Origin of the sequence: Salipiger abyssi, from assembly GCF_017311415.1 — a bacterium.
GTDB classification, from domain to species: Bacteria; Pseudomonadota; Alphaproteobacteria; order Rhodobacterales; family Rhodobacteraceae; genus Salipiger; species Salipiger abyssi_A.
Genome location: NZ_JAEKIS010000017.1, coordinates 1 through 25,696 on the forward strand (window position 1 = coordinate 1; position 25,696 = coordinate 25,696).

Consider the following 25,696-nt stretch of genomic DNA (forward strand, 5'->3'; position numbering starts at 1 on the left):
AGCGTGGCTTGCTGATGTCCTCGACCGTATCCACGATCACAAGATCAACCGCCTCGACGAACTGCTCCCGTGGAACTGGAAGTCGTAGGATCAGGCGACGGTATCAACCGGTCGGTTACCTTTCAGGAAGGGTTAATCATCGACGGAACGCAGGAAACACATGTGTTTACCGACTACCGTTGGAACGATGGATCAGTGAGCCGGCGCCAGTTGGTTGATCCGAACAGTTACGATGCCACGCGTGTCATCCTACGGCCGGTGTCACTCACACTGCCAGGCAGCGAAGATCAGTAAGAAAACCACTCCGAGTGGCCCATGTTGCCCTCGTAGTCACCGAATTCGACCATGATGCTGCGGGAGTAGAACTGCCAAAGGCCGCCACCGCTTGGGTAGGCAATCTCCTGCCCGCTTTCCGAGGTGAATGTCGAGGGCCAGGGCGTGTGGGATCCGTAGACCCGTTGGATATACCGACAAGTCCGGTTCTCGCGATCGCAGGAGCGGATCGACCAGTCCCACTGGCGCGGTTCGTCGCGCGGCTCGTAGGAGCGCCCGGTGAACCAGATCACATGGGTCCGGTTCAGCCATTCGTATTCCGGCAGGTTGGTGTCGAGCTCACCCTCTCCGCCGGGCCCGCCCAGCTCGACCGGCACATGGGCAAAGGTGCAGACCCCGAAGGGCGGCAGGCTCGGCCAGGGCGTGATCCGGCGAATCATCGTGCGATAGGCCCGTGCACAGACCGCGCTCGGGGGGAAACCGCCGGCCATGCAGAGCATGATGGCGCAGTCGATGTCATAAGCTTGCGCCTTCTCAGGGGCTCCGAACACCGCCATCACTCCGAACGCAGCTGCCATCGCCTGTCGTCTCATATCGCTCTCCCGCAAAAGTTGCGGCAACTATCGTGCAATTTGTATTTTTCTGCAATATGTCGTATTGACTCCATATGACTTTATGGCCTTAGTGTCGTGAAGTAGAAGGGCTCTCAACGGGAGAGTCCGAACATGCCGATAGCGCGCAACCAGATCCTGATCACCATCGATGGTGTCAAAGACCTGTCCGAGAAGGGCATCGCGTTCCGCTGCCGGTATGAACTCGTGGGGTTCACGGACGATGGCAAGCCGCGCTACCAGTGCATCTACCTGCGCGAGGGCGAGCCGGAAGCTATTCTTGTCTCGACCCGGATCACTCCGCACGGGCCCGAGCCGCGGTATTTCAACATATGGCCGGGGCTCTTCAAACATCATCTCGAGTTCGGTGACGGGCGCGATCTGCGCTTTGGTCCTGATTACAGCATCACCCTCGAGGAGCGCGGCTGACGTCATCGCCTTCGGCCGCGACGGCACGGCCCGGACTTCTGGCTGGACCTTTCATGGCGAACGACCTGCCTGGGCAGGGCTGGATGATAGCACTGAGGCCGAAGTCGTTCTGGCCTCGCTGGACGCCACGCCGCCTTCCAGTCGCGACGGCATCCTCTCCCTGATCCGGACAACTGCCGTCCGCCACCAGCGGAACCGTGCCCTGCGCCTAGCTGGTCTGAGTGCCGACGACTGGCAGTTCCTGTTCCGAGCACTGGTCGAGGCCGAAAGCAGCTACAACCCAACTGCCGTCAGCCCCAAGGGCGCCTATGGTCTCGGCCAGCTGATGCCAGACACGGCCCGCAGCCTCGGAGTCGACCCGCGCGATCCCTCCCAGAACCTCGACGGCGCCGCGCGCTACCTGCTCGCCCAGCTCGCCACGTTCAAGGACATCGACCTCGCACTGGCAGCCTACAACGCCGGGCCGCACAGGGTGGACGAATATTCCGGCATCCCCCCCTTCACCGAGACCCGCGACTACATCGCGCGCATCCACCGGATCCGGTCCCGGCTGGCGAGCACATCCGTTTCCGCGCCAAACGTCCGTGTCTCGACCCGCGTGCCTGCTCGCGCGCCCGCCCTCATCGATCTCCAGTAAAACAAGGGAACTTCGCATGCTTCGACATCGCCTCAGCCGCCTCTTGCCTGCCACCACAACCCTGGCGGCTTTCGCAACGCCCGCTCTCGCGCAAGACTTGTCACCGATCCAGACCATGCTGGAAACCGTCGAGGCCGCGCTGACCGGTCCGATCGGGATCGCGGTCGCCACACTCGCCGTCATCGGCACCGGTTTCATGTGCATGATGGGGCGGCTGAACTGGGGCTGGTTCGCCTCGGTCATCATCGGGATCGTGCTGATCTTCTCGGCCGGCACCATCGTTGACGGCTTCTCCTGAGAACCGAGTAGAGCAGTGGCAGAACGATCCCCCCTTTTTCTGGGCCTCGCCCGTCCGCCCAAGTATCTGGGTCTCCCTGTCGGATACCTCGTGGTTCTGGCGACTGGGGTCGTTCTGCCGTTCATCTGGACGAAGTCGATGGTCTTTTTCCTGATCGGGCTCGTCGCCTACCCGATCCTCTGGTTCGTCGCCGACCGAGAGCCGCATTTTTTCGAGGTGCTGCGCGTCTCCTATGGATCGGTGCGCCCGACGAAGAACCGGGCCCTGCATGGAGGCGACAGCTTTGGCGCTTGATGCGGGCACACTTTCCACTCACGGAACGGCACTCCTTCAGGTTGGCGGCGGGGCGTTTGCGCGGGAAAGCTATCTCGCGGAGCATCTGCCTTATTTCGCGCTCGCGGATGACGATGTCATGGTCCTGCGCGAAGGCGATCTCTTGGCGACCCTGCGCCTTAATGGTCTGAACCCGATGACTACGGAAGATGCCCGGCTCGATGCGCTCAAACGCGCGGTCGCCGCCATCGTCGCCCAGACCGGCAATGCCTTTGGCTTCTACATCCACCGCATCTCGGTCCCGCAGGATCTTGGGATGCGCGCGATCGAGGGGGACAGTTTCGCAGCCGCAATCGATGCGCGCTGGCAGGCCCATGTCAAAGACCTGCGCCCGGCCAAGCGCCAGCTCTACCTCAGCGTCATCCGGCGCCCCGACATCTCCGCCCGCATTCCGCTTCTGCGGGCGCTGGCCCGCAAGGCCTGGTTCAAGGACCGCGCGACGCGCATGCAGGAGCTGAACGAGGTCATGGGCTTCTTCGAGGTGGCCCTCGCTTCCGCCAACCCGGTCAGGCTCACCAAGGCGGGCGGCGAATGGCTGGGCTATCTCAATACGCTGAACGCTGGGGCATTCTCCCCCATCGCCTTCGGGCAAAGCGCCCTGCCCCTCTCGCACACCCTGAGCAATTGCCGCGCCACCATTGACGGCGACGTCGTCACCCTGACCGATGCCGTGACCGGCCGGGTAAAATACGGCGCGCTCTTCTCGATGAAGACCTATCCGGCGTTGACAGATGTGACGCTGCTCGATGCGCTCGACCTGCCGCTCGACATCGTGCTGACGAACTCCTTCAGCCCGATCCCGAACAATATCATGGCCGAGCGCATCCAGCGGATCATCCGCCAGATGCACGCCTCAGACGATGCCGCCGTCTCCCTGCGCGAGCAGCTTGGCCAAGCCGCCGACGATCAGGAGGCGGGGCGCATCGCCTTTGGCGATCATCACCTTTCCATCGCGGTCTATGCGCCGGACCGCGACACGCTCGAACGCGCCGCCGCCCAGGTCAAGCGCGTAGGCCAGGAGATCATGTCGGTGATCGTGCGCGAGAACATGGCGCTGAAGGCGACGTATTTCGCGCAGAGTCCGGGCAACTTCGGCTACCGTGCGCGCAAGACGCCGATCTCCTCGATCAACTTCGCGGATTTCGCAGCCCTCCATGGCAGCGTCGAGGGGCGTGTTCCGGACCAGTCGCCCTGGGGCCAGACCATCTCGGTCCTGCCGACGGTCGGCACCTCGGGCTATCGTTTCAATTTCCACGAGACGGGCAGTCCCGGCAAGGAACCGACCGTTGGCCACACCCTCGTCCTAGGCCGCACCGGCACCGGCAAGACGCTCACCACCGCCTTCCTCGCGGCACAGGCGCAGCGGGTCGGCGCGCGGCTTTTCTTCTTCGACAAGGATCGCGGGTTAGAGATGGCCGTTCGCGCCTTGGGTGGCCGCTACAACGAAGTCCGTGCCGGGGTGCCGTCCGGCCTGAATCCCCTTGATACCGAGATCGATGAGCGTGGGCGCGCCTGGCTCTCGGATTGGCTTGCGACACTTCTCACACGCAATGGAACCCTCACGGGCGAGCAATCCCGCCATATCCAAAGCGCGGTCTCGCAAAATGCCCATGCCGAGGGCTCGCTCCGGCGCTTCGCGAGTTTCGAGACGCTGTTTCAGTCGCTTGATGACAACGGCGAGCTGCAGTCCCGCGTCGCCGAATGGGCCCCGGGTGGGCGCTATGGCTGGGTCTTCGACGAGCCGGAACATGGTGCCGGGCTTGAACTGGCCTCCGACATCATCGGCTTCGACATGACCGAGATCCTCGACATGACCACCGAGCGGATGGCGGTGCTCTCCTATATCTTCCGCCAGATCGAACGCGTGGTCGAAGATCGCCGTCCCACCATCATCGTGCTCGACGAGGCCTGGAAGCTCTTGGACGATCCCTATTTCGGGGCACGGTTGGAAAACTGGCTGGTCACGCTTCGGAAAATGAACTGCGTCGTGATCATGATGACGCAGTATCCGAGCCAGCTGCGCGACAGCCGCGTCGGCAAGACCATCGTCGAGACAGTGCCAACCCAAATCCTCTTCCCGAACGATCGTGCCACTGTCTCCGACTACGACTTCCTCCGCGTCAACGCCAAGGAGGCCGCCCTCCTTGTCCAGCCCACCATCGGCCAGCGCATCGCCCTTGTCCGCTCGGCGGGCGACAGCGTCTTCGTCGATGCCGATCTCTCTGCCTTGGGCGACCTCCTCCCCATCCTTGGCGGCGGCGCCACCGGCGAGGCCCGCGTTCCCGCCGATTGGCGCGCCAATCCTGATTTCTGGAGACATGTGATATGAATTCGAAACCTCTCCTCGCGCTTTGCGCCGCCGTTGGCGTCCTCTCGGCTTGCGAGAAATACACCGAGAAAACCTCGCCCTGCTTCGGACGCAATGGCGAGCCGCAGGTGACGCGCTCGACCCTCTCCTTCTCGACCATGGGCGCACCGGCTCACGCAACGGCCAAGCCCGACTGCACCTTCGAACCCCTGCCCCGTCCGGAATGAGCCGCGCCGCGTTCATATCCGCCGGGTTCTGCCTCGGCCTCAGCGCTTTGCCCGCGCATCCCCAGGGCGTGCCGACGCAGGACAATTCCGCGATCGGTCGTGCCATCGCGCGGGTGACGGCGCTCGCAGAGGATCTGGGCGTCCAGCAGGACAAGGATCGGACAGAGTCGACCCTGGCGGACGTGCAGGCCGATCAGCTTCGCGTCCTCGAGGAGATGACGGCGGCCATCACTGGTCCCGGCTTCGATATCCGCGCGCTCGAGGGCAACGCGGATTTTGGGGTGGCGGCGGTCTACCCGAACACCGATCCAAGCCCGATGAACAGCCGCCTCTTCGGTGAGGGCCGCGAGACGGTCGAGATGATGATCGTCGAGGTGGCAGGTGAATTCGCAGGCGCGCCGGGTGTGGCCCGCGCCGGGCTCTCGGCCACCCAGTGGCGCTGCCTCTTCCAGGCCCTGATCAAGCAGGAGAGCCGCTTCAACGTCACAGCACAAAGCCCAGTCGGGGCTTATGGTCTGACCCAGCTCATGCCCGGCACCGCCTCCGATCTCGGCGTCGACCGGTACAATGTGAAGGACAACCTGCGCGGCGGCGCGCGCTATATCACCACTCAACTCAACCGTTTCGGCAACATCCCCCATGCGCTCGCAGCCTATAACGCGGGGCCCGGCCGCGTGATCGAGTACGGTGGCGTGCCGCCCTTCGCCGAGACGCAAGGCTATGTGCGTAACATCTCGAAGTTCTACAACGAATACCTCGCCGTGGTGGGTGGTGCCGACGCGCTCGGCACACTCTCGCCTTCGGACTTTGCGCTCGCCGAATATGCCAGCATCTCCGAGGCGGGCGTCTATTACGCGGCCGACAGTTCGGCGACCACCGAACAGGTCATCAATCGCCTGCGCGCGATCATCCTGCAGATCGATGCTCAGCCCAATGCCAAGGCGGCCTGGGAACTCAACACCTACGCCAAGGCCGAGATCGGCCGCATCCTCAACCTCCGCGTCCGGCTGATGGCCGCAAACCAGCAGCGCGAGGCGGCCTATGCGCAGCACCTCGTCGCCGACCGGCTGACCGAGCGCGACTTCATGCAGATGGGAGTTCCCGAATGAGACATCTTCTCCTGACCGCAGCGGCGGTCACCACACTCGGGCTTCCGTTGCCCGCCTCGGCCCAGGGCGTGCCAACCTTCGATGGCTCGCAGCTTGGCCAGCTCGTGGCGCAGCTCGAACACATGGCGGAGGACCTGAACGTTCAGATGCAGCAGCTCGCCACCATGCGGCTGGAGTTGGAAACCCAGCTGTCGCAACTGACGAACCTCGAAGCGCAACTAACCTCGCTGATCCAAGGCAGTGGGCTGGGCGAGCTTTTCGCCACGGTCGAGGAGTTCCGAGCACTCCGCGGCAAGCTGGTCGCTCCGCTCAACACCGCGCAATCGCTGGCGAGCGGCGATTTCCTGAGCGGCTTCAATCCCGGCGCCGAGCTTTCGGCCTCGGTCGAGCGCTTGCTGTCGGGCAGCGGCTTTACGTCGGAACGCCTGAGCACGCTCTCGGGCTCTGATCAACCCGCCGACAACCGCATCGCCACCTCGGCCGGGGCCAGCGCCATGCTCTCGGTTGCCGCGCAGGAAAGCCACGAGGAGGCCGGTCAAAGCCTCGAACGGCTCGAGACCATGGTCGGGCTCATCGACGATCAGGACGGGCTGAAGGCTGCCGTCGATCTCAATACCCGCGTGACCGCCGAGCTCGGCATCATCCTGACCCAGATCTGGCGGCTGGAAGCGGCGCAAGGCGTCAGTGCCGGCCAGCTCGGTGTCGTCGATGCCGCGACTCTCGCGGATGAGCGCAAGTTCCGCTCGATGGCGGTGGATCCATGAGAACGTCCATGACCCACAGCTTGGTTCCAGTTCGGGCGCTTGGTATCGCAGCGCTTGTCTTGGCTGCCCTGCCCTGTAGCGCGCTGGCCCAGACCCCGAATACGGATCCGTCCGTTGACACACCCTTCAGCTCGATGGCCATCGCGCGGGACGAAGCCGACGCCTGCCGGGTCCCAAAACCACCCGCCGATCTGGCCGAAACGGCTTACCTTCGCAACGGCTACCGCGCGATCCTGCGCATCCTGATTGCCGAGGAGGCGCTCGCCTCGGAAACCTGCACCTGCCTGCTGGACGACTACACCTGGGATCAGGCACATGACGCCCTGCCCAGGTTCCAAACTTCGGACAATCCGCGCCTGCCCTTCAACGTGCTCGAGCTCTATGCCAAGGCCGACGCGCTCGAGGCGCAAGTTGTGGAGGCCTGTGCGGAATAGATGGGCGTTATTCGCGACATCCTGAGCCAGGTCGACGCCGCTGTGAACACCGTGGCGCAGGACGGGTTTGTCTCTTCCGCAGCCTCGGTCGGCAATGTCATCTCGGCAGGTGCGACCCTCCTCCTCGTCCTCCTGGGGATCAACGCCGTGATGCAACTCCGCCCCCTGCCCTTCGGCACCGGCTTTGCCTTCGGGATGAAGGTGGCACTGGTCGGGATCTTCGCGCAGAGCTGGGACAACTTCAGCGTCATCTATGGCATCGTCACGGACGTCCCCGACTCCGTGGGCGCCTCGATCCTGGCGCTCACCGGCTCGGGTGACGAGGCCGGGGTCTATGAGAGCCTCGACAACATGGTCGCCCGCATCACCGCCTATGGCGATACGATCGGCGACCGCGCGGGCTGGGTCTTCGGCGCGGTGCTGGGCGCCATCTTCTTCGTTCTCTCCGCCGTCTTCGCCGCCGTCACCGCCGGCATCATCGCCTTCGCCCGCATCGTCTTTGCACTGATGATCGTGATCGCCCCCTTCATGATCGTGACCTCGCTCTTCAAGCCGACCCAGTCGCTCTTCGAGGCCTGGACCCGTGCCACCATCGGCTATGCGCTCATGCCCGTCGCTGCCGCAGGCGCTGCGGGCATCATCGTCGCCATCGCAGAGGCCATCGGGGATGCCTCCGCCGATCCCGGCGATGTCGAAACCGTCAGCCTCATCCTGCCCTTCCTCGTGATCCTGATCCTCAGCGCCGGGATCATGGCCTCGGTGCCCTACATCGCCTCCAACCTCACCGGCGTCGTCGGCATTGCCTCGAATGCCGTGGGCCTGACCGGCCTTGCGCGCCAGGGTTTCGTGAACACGCGGGAGTACGGCACGGGTGCCGCCTCGCGCCTCGTCACCGGCAAATCCCCCCACGAGCTGAACCAGATGGCCAATGCGGGCGTGGTGAAGACCGGCGAGATGATCCGGCAGAGCCCCGGCGCGCTTCTCTCCGCCGCCAAGGCCTTCCGCAAACCCTGATGTGAAAGACGACGACTTTGACGAAGACTGTAACCAGTTCCGCAAACCACGACCGCGACGCATTCGAGGCGGATTTCATCTACGGGCCAAGGCGGCGCGAGCGCTTCGCCTGGTTCGTGGCAGCCGCCGGCGTGCTGGTCGGCGTCGCCGGCATGGTCGCGGGCGCGAGCCTCTTTCCCCTCAAATCCACCGAGACCTTCGTGGTCGTGGTCGACAAGGAAACCGGCGAGATGGACCGGGTCGCCGCCGTGCAGGCGCTGTCGCTGTCCGAGAGCGACGCGATCATCCAGGCGAACCTCGTGGCCTATGTCGATGACCGCGAGACCTATGACCTGACCGATGGCGAGCAGCGCATCAACTCGGTCCTCGATCGTTCGGATGGCGATGCCGCCCGCACGCTGCGCGATCTCTGGTCCTCCACCAACGAAGACTACCCGATCACCGTTTACGGGCGCGACGCCAAGATCGAGGTGGTCATCAAGTCCGTCAACCAGATCGAGCGCGGCGTGGCGCAGGTCCGCTTCACCCGCACGCTCCGCCGTCCCCGCGACACCCGCACCGTGACCAGGCCGTACGTCGCCACCGTCGGCTACGACTTCCAACCCGAAACTCGCCAGCGCCTTCAGGACGTCTGGGCAAACCCCTTGGGCTTCGTGGTGACCTCCTACCGCGTCGACGCCGAGACCCTGGAGAACTGACCCCCATGAAATCCCTGCCCGCGCTACTCCTGGCGCTTGCCCTCCCTGTTGCCGCGTTTGCAGAGGCCACGCCCCAGGGCGGTCCGCTCGACATCCGCATCCGCACCGCCGTCTACAATGAAAATCAGGTCTACCGGATCGAGACCGATCTCAGGCATTCGACGACGATTCATTTCGGGGCGGGGGAACGCTTCGAGGCGGTGATTGTGGGCGACACCGAAAGCTTCCAGGTCGATCCGATCCCCGAGCTTGGCAATGTGCTCACGATCAAACCGCATGTGGCCAATGCCTCCACCAACATGACGGTGATCACCAACCGACGCACCTATTCCTTCCACCTGCGCGAAGGCTCGATCCCGAACCGCACCGGGATGTTCTTCGAAGTCCGCTTCCGCTACCCCGACGAGGAACGCCGCGCTGCGGCCGCCTCCCAGCCCAAAGGGTTCGAGGCGCCGCGCAACTACAACTACCGCGTCTCGGGCGAGGGCGATTTCCGCCCCAGCCATATCTATGACGACGGGCGCTATACCTACTTCGTCTTCCCGGAAAACGCCCGCCAGCCCGCCCTCTTCAAGGCCGATGACCAAGGCCGTGAGCGCACGGTGAACTGGACGCAGGCAGGCAACACCGTCCGTGTGCTCGGGATGAACACCTACTGGACGCTGCGCATCGGCGACGAGGCAATCTGTGCGATGCGCGACGAGAGCGCAATCTATGTGAGCAACTGACCATGGCCGATCAAAACCCTCCCGATCTTCAGAACCGCCTCGACCAGTTCAACCAGCGTGGCAAATCCAAACGCCGCGGCAACAGCCTCGGGGTCGGCGCACTGGCGGCCGCCCTTGCCCTCGGCGGCGCCGGGGTGGCGTATTTCCTGGCCACTGGTCTGCAGGAGGGTGACAGCGCGCTTGAGACTTCCGATGTCGAGACCTTCCAGGACCGACGCCCCGGCACCGGCGGACGGCTGGAGTTCCCGCCTGACGAGACCGAGCAACGGGTCAATGACGCGCTGATCGCCGTCGAGGAAGCGCTCGATGTGCCTGAGGCCCCTGCCCCGGAGCCAAGCGCCGAGGTGTTGGCCGAGATCGCCAAGCTCCGCGAGGCCCTCGCCGCCAGCCAGGCCGCGCGGAATTCAGAGATCCAGTCCGCGGTGGCGGATCTGCGCGAGGCCTTCGACGAGCAGAAGACCGCACTGGAAGCACTTATCGCGGAGAAAGAGGCCGAGCTTGCCAACCTGCAGCGCCAGACCGAGACCCGTATCGAGGGGCTGCAGGCCATGCTCGATGCCGAACGGGCGCAGCGCGAGGGGCTCGAGGCCGAACTGGACCGCGAGGGGCTGATTGCTGATCAGCGCCTGCTAGAAGAACGCCGCCGGCAGGAAGAGGAGCAGCGCCAGCGCGAGGCTGAGCGGGTCGCCGAAGAGCTTCTGACCGCGCAGATCAAATCCCCCGCCGTGGTCTATGCCGACGGTCCTCGCGGCGGCCAAAGTGGCGCGGCGGTCGCCGATCCTGCCGCCACGGGCACAGGGGGGCCAGTCCTTTCGGGCAATGAGCGGTTCCTGCAGAGCGCGCGGCCGCTCGAAGTGCAGGAGGCTGCCCGCCTCGCTTACCCGGAACGCACGCTGACCCAAGGGTCCGTCATCCAGGCGGCGCTCCAGACCGCCATCAACAGCGACCTGCCCGGGTCTGTCGTGGCGGTCGTCTCCGAACCGGTCCCAGCATTTTCCGGGGACCGGATCCTGATTCCACGTGGCTCCCGCCTTTTTGGCCAATACCGCTCAGGGATCGAGATGCATCAGAAGCGCATCCTGATCCTCTGGACCCGCGTCCTGACACCGGACGGCACCTCAATGGAAATCGCCGCTGTGGGCGGAGACCGGCTCGGTCGCTCCGGCCTGACAGGCCTCGTCGACACGAAGTTCGCCGAGCGCTTCGGCGGCGCGGCGCTGATTTCCGTGATCGGAGCGGCGCCCGCGGTAGCGGCGGAAAGTGCCAATAACGAGACGACCAGCATCGTCCTGGGCGATGTCGGCAGCGATCTTCAGGATGCGGTCGGCTCGGTCATCGCCGATCAGGTTTCGATCGCCCCGACGATCTATGTCGATCAGGGTGCCTCGGTCACCGTGCTGGTGGACCGGGATGTGGTGATTTACTGATGGATCAGGCGTCGCCAGCCTCCTACCTCGAGCGTTATCTCGACCCGTTCCGCGACCTTCTGCGGCGCGACGACGTGGTCGAGATCGCGATCAACCCGGACGGCAAGGTCTGGCTCGAGGCCGCGGGCGACGCCACCATGCGCCACGAAGGCCAGACCGTGGACCGGACTACCGCCCTCAACATGGCCCAGACCATCGTCGGCGACGCCAAGGCCCGCGTCTCTGAAAAGAACCCCCTCGTCTCCGGCAAGGTAGAATATGCGGGCCGGCCACTCCGGGTCCAGGTCGCCGTGCCGCCCGCCATCGACCGCGGTGCCTCGATCACCATCCGCCTTTTCGCCTCGGGCAGCGTCAGGGATTACGTCCCGGCCTATCTCTTCGGCAAAGCCGTCTCGCTCGATGCGCTCCGGGCCAAGAAGATGAAAAGCATTGCCAGTCTCGCCGAAGAGAACCTCGAAGCTGCCCTACAGACCCTGGTCGAGGCACGGCTCAACGTCCTCATCAGCGGCGGCACTTCGACCGGCAAGACCACCTTCGCTCGCCACCTTCTGACCTACGTGAGCGAGCACGAACGGTTGATCACCATTGAAGACGCCTTTGAGCTCTTCCCCGGCCAGCCGAACACCGTCGCCCTCCTGGCCGACCGCGGTGCCGGCTCGCAGCGCAGCGCTAACGCCCTCCTGCAGGCCTCCCTCCGAATGCGCCCCGATCGGATCATCGTCGGCGAGCTGCGCGGCGCCGAGGCCCTGACCTATCTCGAGGCGATCAACACCGGCCATGGCGGATCGGTCTCGACCATCCACGCCGAAACCGCGGAACTCGCGATCGACCGGCTTGCGATCATGGTGCTGCAGGCTGGCACACCGCTGACCTTCGCCGAGGTGCGCGAGTACATCCGGAAATCCATCGATGTGATCGTCCAACTCGGTCGCGCGGAGGGGAAGCGGGGGATCACGGAGTTCTACTTGCCGGGGTCGTGAAAACTACCGACATAGACGGCGCAATGCAGCCGTTTGCAACGCTGAACTGGACGTCCGCAAGGCGAAGTGTAGCGGTCACGCCATAAGGCGATATCTGACGTATTAGCAACGGGCAGCGGTGACACTCCGGACCTTGGGTCATTGAAGGAATGTCGCACAGTCTCTTTGACCGCAGCGCGAAGAAAAACCTAACTATCGGAATTACATATGATACTCTCTATGCGAGCAGCAGCGGGGTCGGCACAACCACCCTAAAACGAAAGGAGGCGACCACTGACTCCAGTACTTCCAGAAGACTTGGTTAATATAGTTTCGGGCGATCCAGAAGAGTTGGGTGTTCATCTCCAGCTTGTTCAACGGGACGTGCTCTTGAAAGATTGCGTGGCCCGTCTCCACTGTCATTGCCTGACTGTGGATGGGAACGGACGCGTCAAGCCGGAGCGCCTTGCGGAATTTATGCGCAACTCAATTATCGATTATGCCGTCCCGAAATCGCGGTTGGATGATGCGCGGGCGCGGGACGCCAGATTCAAGTCCGGAAGCGCGGTTGCAGCCCTGCACCACGAGGCAATCGGCACCTTTACGGACCTTGCCAATACTGGCGAAGGCGGCGAGATGCTGCTCTTCCTACTCGCAGAGCGCTTTCTCAAGGTTCCTCAGGTGCTCTGTAAGATGGACCTGAAGACCGACTCTCACATGCACTATCATGGTGCGGACGGCGTCTATGCTTCCGTAAACGAAAACGGCCTTCTCAAACTTTTCTGGGGCGAGTCAAAGGTTTATGGCGACCCTACAGCGGCCATAAGAGATTGCCTTGCGTCACTTGCCCCTTTGCTCGTGGAGACGGACCACGAACGCGCTGATCGCGAGCGGGATCTCGTGCTCCTCAGCGACAAGGCCGATCTCAGTGATCCGGAACTTACGGCCGCATTCCGGAAGTATTTCGACCGAACCTCACCGCTATCGAACAGGGTCGAATATTGCGGGATCGCGCTTATCGCCTTCGATGCGGATTTCTATCCGAAAGATGATGCAAAAGGCATCGGGGAGGACATCCTGAAGGCGGCGAATGACGAAATGGAAAAATGGGTGAAGAATGTAAAGAACAGACTATCGGTGGAGAAACTCGACAAATTCGACATCCAGTTTTTCTGCGTGCCAGTGCCTTCGGCGGATGGGTTTCGCGCATCGTTCCTTAAGGCGCTGGGTATCAAAAAATGAAAGATACCGAACTCTTTGATTGGCTGACGGGTGAGGCGCTTCGTGATGATATTATCAGGTTGACTCAGATCACAGTGGCGACCGAGATAACAAATCTGGACGCAATCCATGAATCCGCTGACCCAAAGAATAGCTTTGACTGGCAGCAGCTTCTTTTGGCCGGAAGCCTTTTGGCCAGATCAACCGAACGAACGCATCAGGAGGCGGCGCTGCGGATCGCAACCGCTGCCGTCACACTCGAAACTTCGCCGGAAGTGCGGGATGCGGGGGCTGTCCTCCTCGAAAAGCTGTCCAATCGCAGGTCCGTCGAGCTGGCAATACGGCGAAACCGGATCGCTCCCGATCTTGAGGGCAGACTGGGCGTGTCGATGCGCCTTGAAGCCAACAGAAGACGTTTCGAGGACTCAATACTCCTTGAATCGAGCGGAAAATGGATAGGCGTAAACGATTTTCAGAGAGAACTATGGGCGGGCGCCTCTTCCGGCGCGGGCTGGCTTTCAGCGTCCGCGCCAACCGCGTCCGGAAAAACTTACCTCGTTTTGCAGTGGCTGCTCGATCACGTTCGCACAAGCAAGACAAAGATCGCCGTTTACCTGGCCCCAACCCGGGCTTTGGTGAGTGAGATTGAACTCAGTCTGAAGGAGCTATGTCAGTCGGACACCGGCATCGAGATCACGTCGCTACCGCTGACGGAAGTTTATTTCTCATCCACGACGGGAGACAAGAAAGCCGTCTTCGTATTCACGCAGGAGCGTTTGCACCTGCTTGTCAATCTTCTCGGGGAGGACTTCAGTGTAGACCTTCTCATTGTTGATGAAGCACACAAGATCGGAGACAATCAGCGCGGTGTAATACTGCAGGATGCAATCGAGCGGGTGTCTCGGCAGAACCCGATGATGAAGGTCGTGTTTGTAAGTCCTTCGACACAAAATCCCGGAGAACTGCTTGAGGATGCGCCGAACGATATGCCAAAAACGTCGGTCAATACCGATATGCCAACCGTTCTGCAGAACGTGATCCTAGCCGAGCAAGTGCCTCGGAAGCCCAAGGAGTGGTCGCTGGACCTTGTCTGGGGCGATTCACCCATACCACTGGGCACGCTTAAACTGTCGAACAAGCCTGCGGGCCTGAAAAAAAGACTGGCGTTCATCGCAGCGGCGGCAGGCGGTCGCGGCGGCACACTGGTTTACTGCAACGGCGCGGCTGAAGCGGAGGACGTCGCGCTCCTTATCAGCCAGTTGGAAGGCTCGGAGAAGACAGATGATCAGGAATTGCTGGACCTGGCTGATCTGGCCCGCAAAGGGGTCCACCGTAATTATCAGCTCGCGCCGCTGGTCGAACGTGGTGTCGCTTTTCACTATGGAAACATGCCCTCTCTCATCCGCACCGAGATTGAGAGGCTGTTCCGCGACGGCAAGATAAGATTTCTTGCCTGCACCTCGACGCTGATTGAGGGAGTAAATCTCTCTTGCAGGACCATCGTTGTGCGCGGTCCCCGGAAGGGCCGTGGGAACCCGATGGAGCCGCACGACTTCTGGAACCTCGCGGGACGGGCCGGTCGCTGGGGAAACGAATTCCAAGGCAATATCATCTGTATCGATCCAAAGGATGAGAAAGCATGGCCCGTCGGCGTGCCGAAGCGCTCACGCTACCCGATCAAGAGAGAGACTGACGTCGTTATATCTTCCACCGATGAACTGGCTGCGTATCTTGAGAACAGAAACATCGACTCTTTGGCCGATCTTGCGCAAGGTGAAGAATTCGAACAGGTCGGGGCTTATCTCCTCAATACCTATATTCGTCTTGGTACGCTTTCCGATGCCGCATTTGCGAAGCGGCATTCTCCAGATACGCTCCGGAAACTCGATAGAAGCCTCGAAGGTATTTCGGCGCTGATCAATATTACGCAGGATGTTCTAGTCCGACATCCAGGCGTCAGCGCGGTGGGCCTGCAGCGTTTGCTGGAAGCTTTTCGAAAGTACGAAGGCAATATCGAAAATCTGCTGCTCGCGCCTTCGGAAAGCGTCGATGCGTACGACAGGTACGTCACCGTGATGCGACGGATTAACGCGAATTTGTATCCTGTCTTTCTGCCGGACAGTCTCATTCCCCTGCACGCGCTCGTGGTTGTCGAGTGGCTGAAAGGATTGTCTTTGGCTGCAATTATCAGGAAGCGTATAGAGTATCAGCAGCGAAACAACAGATCGTTCAAGCTTCCAGTGCTCATTCGCGAAACGATGAGCATGGTGGAAGAGACAGCAAGATTCAAGGCACCGAAGTATATTTCCGCCTATATGGATGTCCTCCGCCTGTTCTTGACTGAAGCCGAGCGCGAGGACCTGATTGATGAAGACTTTGACATCGGGATAGCGCTTGAGTTTGGCGTCTCCAGCATCACGCTTCTCTCATTAATGGAACTAGGGCTTTCCCGCATGTCTGCGGTGGCCTTGTATGAGAAGATTGCGCGCGACGATCTGGACAAGGAAGGTTGCCTGGCCTGGATTAATGAGCATGGCCCGAATTTCGCCGGAATGGACCTGCCTAACCTTATCGTCAGGGAAACGCTGCAGGTATCGGGCCTTGATGATCCGGAAGCGGGCCACGAATTCAGCGAATAGAGTAGAGAGGAAGCGATTATGCCCGCAAAGCCAGTAGAGATCGGATCGCTCTCATTCGCGAGGAAAGGAGACGCAAACGACTTTTTTAGGGATATGCTGTACAAATATGAACTGGGTGACAAGGTAACCAGTAAAGACGCCGAAATACTCACGCATCTCATGCATATGCATCCCGAAGCCACCGAAAAGATCGGCCCGGGAATTGAAAGCTTCAGTGTAAGAACGGCGGATTACGGAACGCGCTGCTTCTGGGTCAACCGCGTCGATGGAACGACAGAAAAATTCTCCTTTCGGGCGTGTTACTGATTATCGACACAGAGCTGCCATCGCTATCGCTCAGTAATTGGCTCGTATTCGAGTTTATGCACTTCCTGGGGTGCGGTGACCTGCCACTGGGCTCTGATCCAACCATGACTGGGCCCGGTTGGTCTTAAGCTGCCTACGGATTCTGGACCGCCGAAAGGTGGAGGAGCCGGTTGCCGAAAACAAACGCGAAATACATGCTATGCGAAATCTTCTTCTCTAAAATTCAATCTTAGTTCTGCGCGACAGCCGCCCTATACCCTCGCCGCTTTTTGGTAGCATGGAGCTTCATGAGCGCCGTGACAGCCTTGCCCTCGTCATCATGCAGTTCGATTAGCATCTGGCCTCGAAACCCGATACGGCCCCATTCCCGCACGAGGCATGCACCGCCAAACAGGTCTGGCTGAACGCTCATTCGATAGAAGCGCCGCATGTTGAGAGACGGGTCGATCCGCTTGAGATCGACCGTCGTCGGGAACACTTCCATTTGCTGCATTGTATCCAACATATTGGGCAATCCTTACTTAGACACCACAATACCAGGTGGACACATGTGTTTCCATTATGTTCTACTTTTTCTCGATTCGGGCGAAACTTTTTCGCTGCACTCCTCCCTAGCTTGGCAGAACCGCTGCAGGTTCGGGACTTTGACTGTACTTCGTGTTCTTGGATAGGGCGACAAATGGTAAAGAACATCTGCATATTCTCGGACGGAACCGGCCAGATGGGTGGTGCCAGGCCGGACCAACGGCTGTCGAATGTTTACAAGATGTATCGCGCCATGCGTCCTGGTCCAGATTCACCAATTAGCCCGAAGGACCAAGTAGCCTTTTACGACCCGGGCTTGGGAACCGGTGAAAGTGGTGGGTTTTTCGGTCGGATCAAGCCGATCCTGGAAAGCGCCGTCGGAACTGGCATCGACCACAACATCATCGATTGCTACGAGCAGATCATCGCCCATTACGAGCCCGGCGATCGCGTGCTGCTGTTTGGGTTCTCTCGCGGAGCCTATACAGTCAGAGCACTCGCCAATGTCATGAACCTTTGCGGTGTCCCGACGCAGATGCCCGATGGTTCTCCGGTGCCGCGTCATGGTCCCGCCCTGCGCAAGATCGCCAAAGATGCTGTAAAATTCGTCTATAATCACGGCGCTGGAAAACCGCGCGGACAAGATCCTTACTTCAAGAACCGTGAAGAGCTCGGCAAACGATTTCGCAAAAAGTATTCGAGCTTTCCCATTGAAGGCGAAGACAATCAGGGAAACGTTCAGCCTACATTCATCGGGGTCTTCGACACGGTGGCATCACTGCGAACGGCAGTTGTCCGCACCTTGGTCTGGGGCGTCACGTTCGGGGTCGGGGCGGCTTTTGCCGCAGGCGTTGCACTCGGATGGTCTTGGCTTTTGGTTGTTCCGCTTGGCGTACTTCTAGTCTCGCTTCTTTGGCAGCTTGGTTCCCTGTTGCTCGACAACTTCAAGTATTTCTCGGACGATCCCGAGCGCAAACTGAAGCTCTGGCGCCCAACCGATTGGCCGCAGATCCTCAAGACGGGTCATTTCGCGGCTTGGAACAAGCGCAACTACGACAAGTGGCTGGATCCCGATGTCCAACACGCCCGTCACGCCATGGCGATCGACGAGGACCGTGCGGACTTTCCAAGGGTTGGATGGGCATCGAAGGCGGCCGCGATTGAGACCAAAGATCGAGAGCCGAAGTGGCTGAAGCAGGTCTGGTTCCCGGGCTGTCATAGCGACATCGGCGGAAGCTATCCCGAGGCAGAGTCCCGCCTGAGTGATATAGCCCTCGATTGGATGGTCGACGAATTGAAAGACTGTGTGCCGTCCATCCAGATCAACGAGAACGTCTTGAACCGCGCCCCTGACCCTCTGGGTTTGCAGCACCGCGAAGACGCGATGGTAGCATTTGGACCATTCCGCATCCGCTGGAGGAAGGGAATTCGCGCAGTTGACGACGACTTCCCAATCCATCCTTCAGTCGAAGAACGCATGCGAGCCAAGGCAGTCGCCCAATGTGGCGAGGTCAAACCCTACCGACCTGCCCAATTGAAAGAGCGACGCGACTTGAAATGCTACTACGACGAATAGGGGACCAATCGACCACGCTCACCCACCCAACAACTCCTCGATGAAGTCCTCCTGCCGGTCGAGCGCCGTCTCCCATTCCTTCGGCACCGCCGCTTCCCGCTCGAGCGTCTCGGGCTCAGGCTGCACGTGCCCGGCCTCCATCGCCATCACGCTCATTGCGCGCGCTTCGCGGCGATGCGAACGATCCCTGACAGGCGCGCGCCCGGCTGGTTTCACCGGCTCGTCAGAACTTGCCTCATCACCAGCATCGCCTCCCCAAGGCCCTACGCCCTGCACGCTCGGCGGATAGGGGAACGGCTTGCCTTCCTGGCGGGCCAACATGTCCTTGAAGAACGGATCGTCGTAATACTTGATCCGGCTTGCCTTGATCGGGTGTTGGGGCGAAGCGAGGATGATGACCTCGTCGGGATCCATCAGGCGCGCTTCGGTTTCCGACAGAAGCGGCCGCTCTTCCAGCCGCGCCGAGGTCGAGGTCGCGCCGAGGAACCCCTTGTTGCGGCCGTACATCCGGGTCACCGCCTCGCGGGTGGTGCTGCCGACCGCGGCGGAAACCTCCTTTACGGTGCGCTGGTCACGCGGGGTGATGTAGAGTTTCAGCCCTGCCCCGTTCTCGAGGCTTTCGCGGCCCTCAGGTCCGTAAATCCGATCGAGCGAAGCCAGTGACTGCGCGATCATTGCGACGCGGCCGCCATAGCTTGCCAGCGAATGGATCGCGCGTTCGAGATAGGGCATCGCCCCCATCTGCTGGAATTCGTCGATCATCATCATGACGGGCCAGGGTTCGCCCGGGCCCGGCTCATTCAGCCGGATCGAGGCGATAAGATCGGCGAACATCAGGCGCAGGAGCGGGGCCAGCGTCGCGATGTGATCCTCGGAGACGGCGATGTAGAGCGACTGCGGGGTCTTGCGGAAGGTCGAGAAATCAAAGTCGCTGTCTTGCGTGGCTGAGCGCACGGCGGGGTTGTCCCATTGCTTGAGACCGGCGGTCATCAGCGCCTGGATGTTCGAGGTCAGGAGCCGCGACGAGGCCGAGGCCGCGTTGGTCCAGAGCTCACGCAAGATGTCTTCCTCGGCCTCGTCGGCATAGGTCTTGTACTGGGCGTTCTTGTATTCGCCCCCGGCGACGATCTTGTTCACCTCACCAAGATTTGGCGTGCCGCGCTGGATCGCCAGCAGGCAGGCCGCGACAAAGATCGACTTGCCGGCCTCGGAAAAAGTGTCGAGTGTCTTGTTGTCCTTGTCGAGGAAGAGGTCGGCGAGGATCGAGACCTCGGTGAAGCGCTGCGCGAATGTCGGGGCCTTCGCAATCCGCGCAAGGGGGTTGTAACGATGCGTGGCATTGGCCCAGTCGAAGGGGCTGAAGCGATAGACCTCGTCGCCGTTCACCGCCCGAAGCCGCGCGGTCTTCTCGAAGTTCTCGCCCTTCACGTCGAGCACCACGACCGAGCCCGCGAAACTCAGGAGGTTCGGGATCACGAAGCCCACACCCTTACCGGCGCGGGTCGGCGCGACCATCATCACATGCGGGATCGTGGTGGAGGAAATGAACTCAGCCTTCGAGGTCGGCGCGCCGAGCTTGCCACAGACGAATCCTTTGCCGGGGGCCTGCAGCATGTCGTTCTTCTTCAGCTCTGCCTTGGTCTGCCAATGGGCCGAGCCGTAGTCGTCCCGCTCCTTCTTCCAGGTCCAGGCGAGCGCCAGGACCCCAAGCCCGATGGCTCCGAAGCCGACGGCACCAAAACCCACCTTGAAGGCTTCGGGATGCGCCGCGCGCGCGCCCGCGCTCGCCTTCCAGAGCGCCAGCATGTCGAAACTCTGAAACCCGGTTTTCAGGGCCAGGGTCAGGTAGAAGGCGGCGACGATGGTTCCGATGACGGCGCCACAGATCACACCGAAGAGGAGCGCGGCCCAGAGGGGAAGTGTCTTGGTCATGGTGGTCATCTCCCCCTTAGAATTCCATCTCGTCATCGAGACCGCGGTCCCGACCAAGATCGCGGCCCATCTCCTGCGCTTCCTGCTGGCCGCGCAGCCGCGCGACTTCGGTTGCCTTGTCCTGCTGCAACCCGGCGGCGCGGTCGGTGAAGACCTGGTCACCGGTCTCCTCGAAGGTCATTTCGAGGAACTCCTGCGTGACGGTGATCTGGTCGAGCTTGCTTGGCAGGGCCGCATCCAGCACCTCGTAGTTGCCACGGCGAAGTTCGGCCAAGCCTTCTTCGCCCAGTTCCTTGAAGAGCTCGGATTGCAGGGTCCGCTCGACCGTCTCTTCCTGTTCCTCGGTGAGCTTGCCGTCGCGCAACATGTCGGCGAGGTCCTGCAGGTAGGGATTTGGTGTCCGGTCGTCCTCGTCGACGAGCGGCAGCGTTGCCTCCTCTTCATCCGCGAGGGTCCGGCCGATTTCGACGCCCATCTCCTTGGCGCGTTCCATCAGTGCGTCCATCACCCCGTCAACTTTCTCGAGCGCGGCATCCAGTTGGTCGTCATTGGCGGTCTCGATGCTGAGACCGTCCTTCGCCAGCACCGCGTTCATGTCCCGCTCGACCCAATCCTGCGCCATGCCGTAGTTCCGCGTGCCGCCCGCCGAGATGCGCGCCACCAGTTCCTCGCTGTCCATGCCTGCCTCCTCGGCGCGCTCGAGCACCTCACGCAGCCCCTCGTCCTTGCCGGACTGCAGCGCGGCGATCAGCACCTCGCTGCCCGCCCCCGGCGGATAGGGTTCTTCGAGCTGCTTGCCAAAGCGCGCGCGCAGGTCCGGATCCGGCACCATCTGCGAAAGGTCCGCGATGATCGGCGCAGCCTTGGCTTCAAAAGCGGCGCGCTCGGCCGGGTCCAGTGCCTCGGCTTTGAGCCTCAGCGCCTCGATCGTGCGCTCGGAATAGTCGATCGCGTCACCGACGGTCTTGATGTCCTTCATGTCTATCTCTCCTTCGGTGAAGTTCCACGGCGTGCACGAACCAAGCCCGTCCGCCATGCCGCGCACGGCGCGCGCCATGTGGTGCCGGTCCATCCGGTCCAGCAGGTCGGCGAGGTTCTTGTAGCCCTTCGCGAAGCCCACCACCTGCGCCTGCGCGATGGCGGACTCTTGCGCGGTCATGACGATTTCGCGCGGCAGTCGGGCCTCTTCCTTGGCGCGGTAGATCTCCTCGATGCCGGCGGGCTTCTCGAAGATGCCCCGCTCGAGCCGGGTGGTGGCGTCGAGCATGACGCCATACGCTTCGGCGATCTCGGCCTGCTTCTCGCGCATGAGCTGCGGCGACATCACACCCTCGGCCCAGCAGGAGAACCAGGTGCCCTTCTCGACGCCGCGGTTGTTCAGGATGATGTGCGCGTGTTTGTGCGCCCGGTCGTCATGGACCGCGAGAACATAGTCCCACTGGTCGCCGTATTGGCCGCTCTCGAAGAAATGCTCCGTCCAGTCCATCGCGATGTCGCGGACCTGGTCGACCGTCACATCGGTCGGGAACGAGAGCAGCATGTGCGAGGTGAAACCGAGCTTGGTCGAGCCGCGCCAAGTCCCAGCCCAATCCTCGATGATGTCTTCCTTCTGCTCCTCAGAAAGCACCGCCGCGTCGGTCAGGGCATTGGTCATGGTCGAGTAGGTGTAGAGGGCCTTGTCGTTGATGTAGGAGATCTGCGCCCCGAGCGAAGCACGCGTCTTGCAGCCCCCCGCCCGGATCCGCTTGAACACCGCCGCCCGGCTTTGCCCCGAGGCCACCTTCAGCGCATTGCGCGCCGACATGGATCCGACGCGCGCAAAACTCCGACCCTGCCGACGCCCCGCCAGCCGCGCGTCGATCCGCGCCGCGGCCTGGCCCCGGATGCGCTCATCCTCCCAGAGCCGCCCCATGACCGAGGCGTAGAGGGCGAGCGGATCAGCCATTTCGAGAGTTCCGGTTCTTCAGCAAATCATCGGGTATCGCCGTTCGCGTTCGAGGCTTGCCGAGAGGCAGCGAAGGGCGATCCAATTCTGAACCGGAACTCTCACGCACGAGCCTCAGACCGCTCCCGATCGTGCGCGGGCCATCCTCCAGAACCGCGCTCTCCGCGCCCTGCCCTTCTTCCTTTTGTGGCCACTCCCGATGGCGCAGCGCCTGCGCCGTATCCTTCATCCGGCCCATCTCACGGCTCATGGACTGCGCCAGATCAAGGAGCTCGATCAGCACCGCGCGGTCCGCCTCCGAGACCTCCAGCCGACCGCGATGGACCGACTTGGCGAGCACCAATCCGGCGTCGCACACATCCTTCGCCTGCCGCCACGCCGCGCAGAATTCCGAGACCAGATCGCGCGGTACATCGAGGAATCCACACCGCCCGCGAAGCACCGCGTTGAGTGCCTGGGATCGGTTGGCAAAGCCCCGCTCACGCCACTCCGCATCGAACGCTGCAAGCTCAGTCTGACTGGCCCGGAACGCCACCGTCTCGCTCGGATCGCGTACCGCGAGCCCCTCGCCCGCCTCCTCTTTCGCGAGCCGGTTCACATGACGCGGAGAGATGCCAAATGCCGCCGCCAGGTCCTTCGCACTCTCACCCGCCGCAAAGCGCCGCGCCACTTCGATGCGCTCTTCAAGCTTCAGGTTTTTCGCTGGCCTCGGCACTAGGACGTTCTCCCGCTTCCAAGGAAAAGATGCATGCGCAGACGCGCGCGAGGCAGCGATTGCCCGCAATCGCGTTCGCGTGCGGCGGAGCATTCAGCTTTGCGGGAAACGCCCATGACAGACCCCTCGGACAAAATGTGCAAACATTGGCCCTATCCTGCCAACGTCTTCCTACTCTCCTTCGCTTATACTTCAATACATCACATTGCGCAATATTACGTTTTGCGTGCCGTGTCTTTTTGCTGGAAATAAGGTGTACTCAAGACCGCTGCGCAGCGCAGCATGGAACGGACGCAGTCCACAATGATACGCGGCAATCAGGTCAAAAGACTCTGCTGAAACTGTTACCCAATCAGCAGGTGACGACAGGCAAATCGAGCGCCCGAGCCGGTCACGGATCGGGCGCCAGGAACACGAATACGGCCCGCGCGAGAAAGCGCGGCCACACCCTCTGAGGGAGTCACGAAGCTTCTGAGAGTCGACGTCAGACCCCTGCGGATTCGAAGACCCGCAGGGGTGTCTGGGTCAGTGACCCAGTCCCTGATTGCGCAGATCGTCGTAGCGGCTGCGGGCGATCAGCGCCTCGGTCTCGAGGCTGTCGAGTGTCTCGGGATGGGTGTCTTCATCAAAGGCGGCGAGGTAGGCTTCGATGGCCATGTCGGCTTGCAGTTCCGCGAGGTCGATGGATTGTTCGAGTGTCATGGTGTGATCCTTTCCGTTGATCGTCGTTGGACGGATCGTGGAAAAGACCGGGGGCATGAGAGCGGGCTGCACCCGGCACGGGGCGGAATGAAATGGAGCACGCCGGGGGCAGGTTTGTTGTGAGCGATGCCCCGCAACGCTCACGGCGTCAGCCGTCCAGAAACCTGCCCCCGGCGTTGCCGACCGCTCGACCCCGGGCTAGCGATCTGAGAGGCCAACAGGTCGACGGAAAGGCGCGCGGCGGTGACACGGGCGCGAGACGTTGCTCCCCGGACGCATGACGTTGATCTGGGGTTTCCTCGCCTGCGGCCAAAGATGTGTTTGCCAACCCAACGGCTTCGCCAAGACCACCCTGGCGCGGGTCGCCCGACTGAGAGGAGGATTGCGCTTGCCTCGCTCAGCTGGCTCCCAGTTCTCCCTGCTGACATTCGGTTTCGCCTCGGGTTCGCGCGATCCTCGCTGTCACTGAACTGAAAGATCGGCGTCGCATCGGCGACCGATCCAGTCTGACTGCCCGACTCTATGTCCGCGTCCGAAATATGCGGCATTCTTCGGACACGGGTTTCGGACCCGAACTGCTGCCATTCCTCAGAACGAGGAAAGGCCAGACCGCCGGAGCGGTCTGGCCCTTGGCTTAGGCTGCGTCTTTGGGACCCCAGGGGATGACGGCCTGCAGGGACAGATCGTCCTGGTTCGCGGCCTTGCCGAGGTTGGCGTTGAAGCCGTGATCGCGGATGGTCAGCGTGTAGTAATCGGCGCCGGTCTCCTTGTTCTGCTTCTTCCAGATGCCGCCGCACTCGACCAGTTTGCCGCGCGGGGAGCGGCCGAGGACGCGGTGCGTGGGGGCCATCGGGTTCGTGCTCGCGACGGGTTCGACCGTAATGTCGAGGTCGAAGGTCAGGGTCGAGATGGAGCCGACGCCCTTGGCGGTTTCGATGTCGGCGCTTGTGAATTTTATGCAGTTCGTGGTCATTGCTCTTCTCCTTGTTTGCGTTGCAATGATGGTCACCTTGCAGCTGGCCAAGGACTGGCCACACCGAAGGCGAAGCGCAGCGGAGAGGGGTAGGCGCCGGTCTTTTTGATCCGCGAGGAATGGCCCGCAGGGTCAGGGGAAAAAGATCGGCGACAACCTTTGTGGACGGGACGACAGCTGCGACCAGCATGTCATGCAACTCAGACAAAAGGAGAAGTGCGGTGGCCGCGAAGGAAACGGGGTGAACAGCTGATGGAGATTGCCGGGGGCGGTGTCTTTTCTGCCCTCTCACGCCGAGCCGCAGCCGGAAGGGTTCGCGCTTTGCCGGGCCTTGCCTAACGTGGCGCGATCGCTCGCATCCATGGCAAGCTGGTTGAGTGCGGTGCCATCTGGCTGAGCGATTTCAAGCAAACCGTGGAGACATCTGCACTGGGCGCGGTTCCTCCCGATTTCGAACGAACCCTCTACGGCAGCCCAATCATTTGCGATTTCTTGCATCGCGCGGATCACCGGCCCTTTGCCAGCTGTGGCAAATGTAATCCGTAGGTCGTCGAACAGCGTTTGCCGCCAATGATGGCAGAACAGCATGTCCGGCAATGCGAGGAGCAACGCTGACTGAGGCGCGGTCGACGAGACCATTGAGGCGACCCGCCCGCCCCAGCGACCGTAACCGAACGGCCGAGGTGAAACGTTGCCACGACCATGCGACGGCACGGCCAGCAGCACGTCGCAGGGAGAGGCGGCGGTTCAGCTCGGGGAGGGCGGCTGCGCGCAGCCGGCCGAGTAGGGCGCGGTCCTGGCCAAAGGGCAGGAGGGGCCAAGATCATGAAAACCTAAACTTTGCACATCAAAAAAACCTAAACACCGCTCAAGGCTCACGGCAGTCCGCGACAAAGATGTGATCGACATGAAA

27 protein-coding genes are annotated in these 25,696 nt (G+C 61.8%); 19 read left to right on the forward strand and 8 right to left on the reverse strand.

Features of this window, described 5'->3' with window-relative positions; all coding sequences use genetic code 11:
* On the forward strand, nucleotides 1-88 hold an 88-nt coding region (locus I6N89_RS19345), incomplete at its 5' end, for a transposase domain-containing protein (RefSeq protein WP_207018952.1).
* A gap of 199 nt (nucleotides 89-287) precedes the next feature.
* On the opposite strand, the gene I6N89_RS19350 is transcribed toward I6N89_RS19345, so the two are convergent.
* A complete protein-coding gene (locus I6N89_RS19350; RefSeq protein ID WP_038070142.1) occupies nucleotides 288-866 on the reverse strand; it encodes a hypothetical protein in 579 nt (192 codons plus the stop codon).
* 132 nt (nucleotides 867-998) lie between these two features.
* Here I6N89_RS19350 and I6N89_RS19355 point away from each other — a divergent pair, with 132 nt between their 5' ends.
* The 17 genes from I6N89_RS19355 (at nucleotide 999) to I6N89_RS19435 (ending at nucleotide 16,415) form a co-directional block, all read left to right on the forward strand.
* Complete coding sequence (locus tag I6N89_RS19355) at nucleotides 999-1,313, forward strand: hypothetical protein (protein ID WP_008335576.1); 315 nt, start codon at nucleotides 999-1,001, stop codon at nucleotides 1,311-1,313.
* A complete protein-coding gene (locus tag I6N89_RS19360; protein WP_236016733.1) occupies nucleotides 1,273-1,950 on the forward strand; it encodes a lytic transglycosylase domain-containing protein in 678 nt (225 codons plus the stop codon). Before I6N89_RS19355 ends, I6N89_RS19360 begins: the two co-directional genes overlap by 41 nt.
* 16 nt (nucleotides 1,951-1,966) lie before the next feature.
* Nucleotides 1,967-2,248 carry a TrbC/VirB2 family protein gene (locus I6N89_RS19365; protein ID WP_038070146.1) on the forward strand — a complete coding sequence of 94 codons (282 nt, stop codon included), beginning with the start codon at nucleotides 1,967-1,969 and terminating at the stop codon, nucleotides 2,246-2,248.
* A 15-nt stretch (nucleotides 2,249-2,263) separates the two neighbouring features.
* On the forward strand, nucleotides 2,264-2,542 hold the full coding sequence (locus I6N89_RS19370) for a type IV secretion system protein VirB3 (RefSeq protein ID WP_038070148.1): 279 nt from the start codon (nucleotides 2,264-2,266) through the stop codon (nucleotides 2,540-2,542).
* A complete protein-coding gene (locus I6N89_RS19375) occupies nucleotides 2,517-4,910 on the forward strand; it encodes a type IV secretion system protein B4 (protein ID WP_207020149.1) in 2,394 nt (797 codons plus the stop codon). The genes I6N89_RS19370 and I6N89_RS19375 overlap by 26 nt, the downstream gene beginning before the upstream one ends.
* Nucleotides 4,907-5,116: a hypothetical protein gene (locus tag I6N89_RS19380; RefSeq protein WP_038069564.1), complete on the forward strand. Its 210-nt coding sequence runs from the start codon at nucleotides 4,907-4,909 to the stop codon at nucleotides 5,114-5,116. The genes I6N89_RS19375 and I6N89_RS19380 overlap by 4 nt, the downstream gene beginning before the upstream one ends.
* Nucleotides 5,113-6,225: a lytic transglycosylase domain-containing protein gene (locus I6N89_RS19385; protein WP_038069568.1), complete on the forward strand. Its 1,113-nt coding sequence runs from the start codon at nucleotides 5,113-5,115 to the stop codon at nucleotides 6,223-6,225. The genes I6N89_RS19380 and I6N89_RS19385 overlap by 4 nt, the downstream gene beginning before the upstream one ends.
* Nucleotides 6,222-6,989 (forward strand): type IV secretion system protein, encoded by a 768-nt coding sequence (locus I6N89_RS19390; protein WP_038069570.1) that lies wholly within the window; start codon nucleotides 6,222-6,224, stop codon nucleotides 6,987-6,989. The genes I6N89_RS19385 and I6N89_RS19390 overlap by 4 nt, the downstream gene beginning before the upstream one ends.
* A gap of 8 nt (nucleotides 6,990-6,997) precedes the next feature.
* Complete coding sequence (locus tag I6N89_RS19395) at nucleotides 6,998-7,423, forward strand: hypothetical protein (protein ID WP_081856412.1); 426 nt, start codon at nucleotides 6,998-7,000, stop codon at nucleotides 7,421-7,423.
* A complete protein-coding gene (locus I6N89_RS19400; protein WP_038069572.1) occupies nucleotides 7,424-8,437 on the forward strand; it encodes a type IV secretion system protein in 1,014 nt (337 codons plus the stop codon). It begins immediately after the preceding gene.
* A 17-nt stretch (nucleotides 8,438-8,454) separates the two neighbouring features.
* The gene (locus tag I6N89_RS19405; protein WP_038069573.1) at nucleotides 8,455-9,135 is read left to right on the forward strand and encodes a virB8 family protein; all 681 of its coding nucleotides are present in this window, start codon (nucleotides 8,455-8,457) and stop codon (nucleotides 9,133-9,135) included.
* A gap of 5 nt (nucleotides 9,136-9,140) precedes the next feature.
* Nucleotides 9,141-9,863: a TrbG/VirB9 family P-type conjugative transfer protein gene (locus I6N89_RS19410; RefSeq protein WP_038069575.1), complete on the forward strand. Its 723-nt coding sequence runs from the start codon at nucleotides 9,141-9,143 to the stop codon at nucleotides 9,861-9,863.
* Between the two features lie 2 nt (nucleotides 9,864-9,865).
* Nucleotides 9,866-11,290: a TrbI/VirB10 family protein gene (locus I6N89_RS19415; RefSeq protein ID WP_038069576.1), complete on the forward strand. Its 1,425-nt coding sequence runs from the start codon at nucleotides 9,866-9,868 to the stop codon at nucleotides 11,288-11,290.
* Entirely contained in the window at nucleotides 11,290-12,270 is a 981-nt protein-coding gene (locus I6N89_RS19420; protein ID WP_038069577.1) for an ATPase, T2SS/T4P/T4SS family, read from the forward strand. The genes I6N89_RS19415 and I6N89_RS19420 overlap by 1 nt, the downstream gene beginning before the upstream one ends.
* Nucleotides 12,271-12,633: 363 nt before the next feature.
* On the forward strand, nucleotides 12,634-13,491 hold the full coding sequence (locus I6N89_RS19425; protein WP_248642603.1) for a DUF1837 domain-containing protein: 858 nt from the start codon (nucleotides 12,634-12,636) through the stop codon (nucleotides 13,489-13,491).
* On the forward strand, nucleotides 13,488-16,109 hold the full coding sequence (locus I6N89_RS19430) for a DEAD/DEAH box helicase (RefSeq protein ID WP_038069580.1): 2,622 nt from the start codon (nucleotides 13,488-13,490) through the stop codon (nucleotides 16,107-16,109). Before I6N89_RS19425 ends, I6N89_RS19430 begins: the two co-directional genes overlap by 4 nt.
* Nucleotides 16,110-16,127: 18 nt before the next feature.
* The gene (locus I6N89_RS19435; RefSeq protein WP_038069582.1) at nucleotides 16,128-16,415 is read left to right on the forward strand and encodes a DCL family protein; all 288 of its coding nucleotides are present in this window, start codon (nucleotides 16,128-16,130) and stop codon (nucleotides 16,413-16,415) included.
* 229 nt (nucleotides 16,416-16,644) lie between these two features.
* On the opposite strand, the gene I6N89_RS19440 is transcribed toward I6N89_RS19435, so the two are convergent.
* Entirely contained in the window at nucleotides 16,645-16,920 is a 276-nt protein-coding gene (locus I6N89_RS19440) for a WGR domain-containing protein (protein WP_038069583.1), read from the reverse strand.
* 174 nt (nucleotides 16,921-17,094) lie between these two features.
* Between I6N89_RS19440 and I6N89_RS19445 the strand changes: the two genes are divergently transcribed.
* Complete coding sequence (locus tag I6N89_RS19445) at nucleotides 17,095-18,516, forward strand: T6SS phospholipase effector Tle1-like catalytic domain-containing protein (RefSeq protein ID WP_038069584.1); 1,422 nt, start codon at nucleotides 17,095-17,097, stop codon at nucleotides 18,514-18,516.
* A gap of 18 nt (nucleotides 18,517-18,534) precedes the next feature.
* On the opposite strand, the gene I6N89_RS19450 is transcribed toward I6N89_RS19445, so the two are convergent.
* The 6 genes from I6N89_RS19450 to I6N89_RS19475 form a co-directional block, all read right to left on the reverse strand.
* Nucleotides 18,535-20,448, reverse strand: coding sequence for a type IV secretory system conjugative DNA transfer family protein (locus I6N89_RS19450; RefSeq protein ID WP_038069585.1), 1,914 nt, complete (start codon nucleotides 20,446-20,448; stop codon nucleotides 18,535-18,537).
* A gap of 16 nt (nucleotides 20,449-20,464) precedes the next feature.
* A complete protein-coding gene (locus I6N89_RS19455; RefSeq protein WP_038069588.1) occupies nucleotides 20,465-22,393 on the reverse strand; it encodes a relaxase/mobilization nuclease domain-containing protein in 1,929 nt (642 codons plus the stop codon).
* Complete coding sequence (locus tag I6N89_RS19460) at nucleotides 22,386-23,108, reverse strand: helix-turn-helix domain-containing protein (RefSeq protein WP_328805905.1); 723 nt, start codon at nucleotides 23,106-23,108, stop codon at nucleotides 22,386-22,388. Before I6N89_RS19460 ends, I6N89_RS19455 begins: the two co-directional genes overlap by 8 nt.
* A 525-nt stretch (nucleotides 23,109-23,633) precedes the next feature.
* The gene (locus I6N89_RS19465; RefSeq protein WP_169740914.1) at nucleotides 23,634-23,810 is read right to left on the reverse strand and encodes a hypothetical protein; all 177 of its coding nucleotides are present in this window, start codon (nucleotides 23,808-23,810) and stop codon (nucleotides 23,634-23,636) included.
* 634 nt (nucleotides 23,811-24,444) lie between these two features.
* Nucleotides 24,445-24,783: a DUF736 domain-containing protein gene (locus I6N89_RS19470; protein ID WP_017470241.1), complete on the reverse strand. Its 339-nt coding sequence runs from the start codon at nucleotides 24,781-24,783 to the stop codon at nucleotides 24,445-24,447.
* Between the two features lie 288 nt (nucleotides 24,784-25,071).
* Nucleotides 25,072-25,422, reverse strand: coding sequence for a hypothetical protein (locus tag I6N89_RS19475; protein ID WP_038069789.1), 351 nt, complete (start codon nucleotides 25,420-25,422; stop codon nucleotides 25,072-25,074).
* Nucleotides 25,423-25,696: the final 274 nt, after the last annotated feature.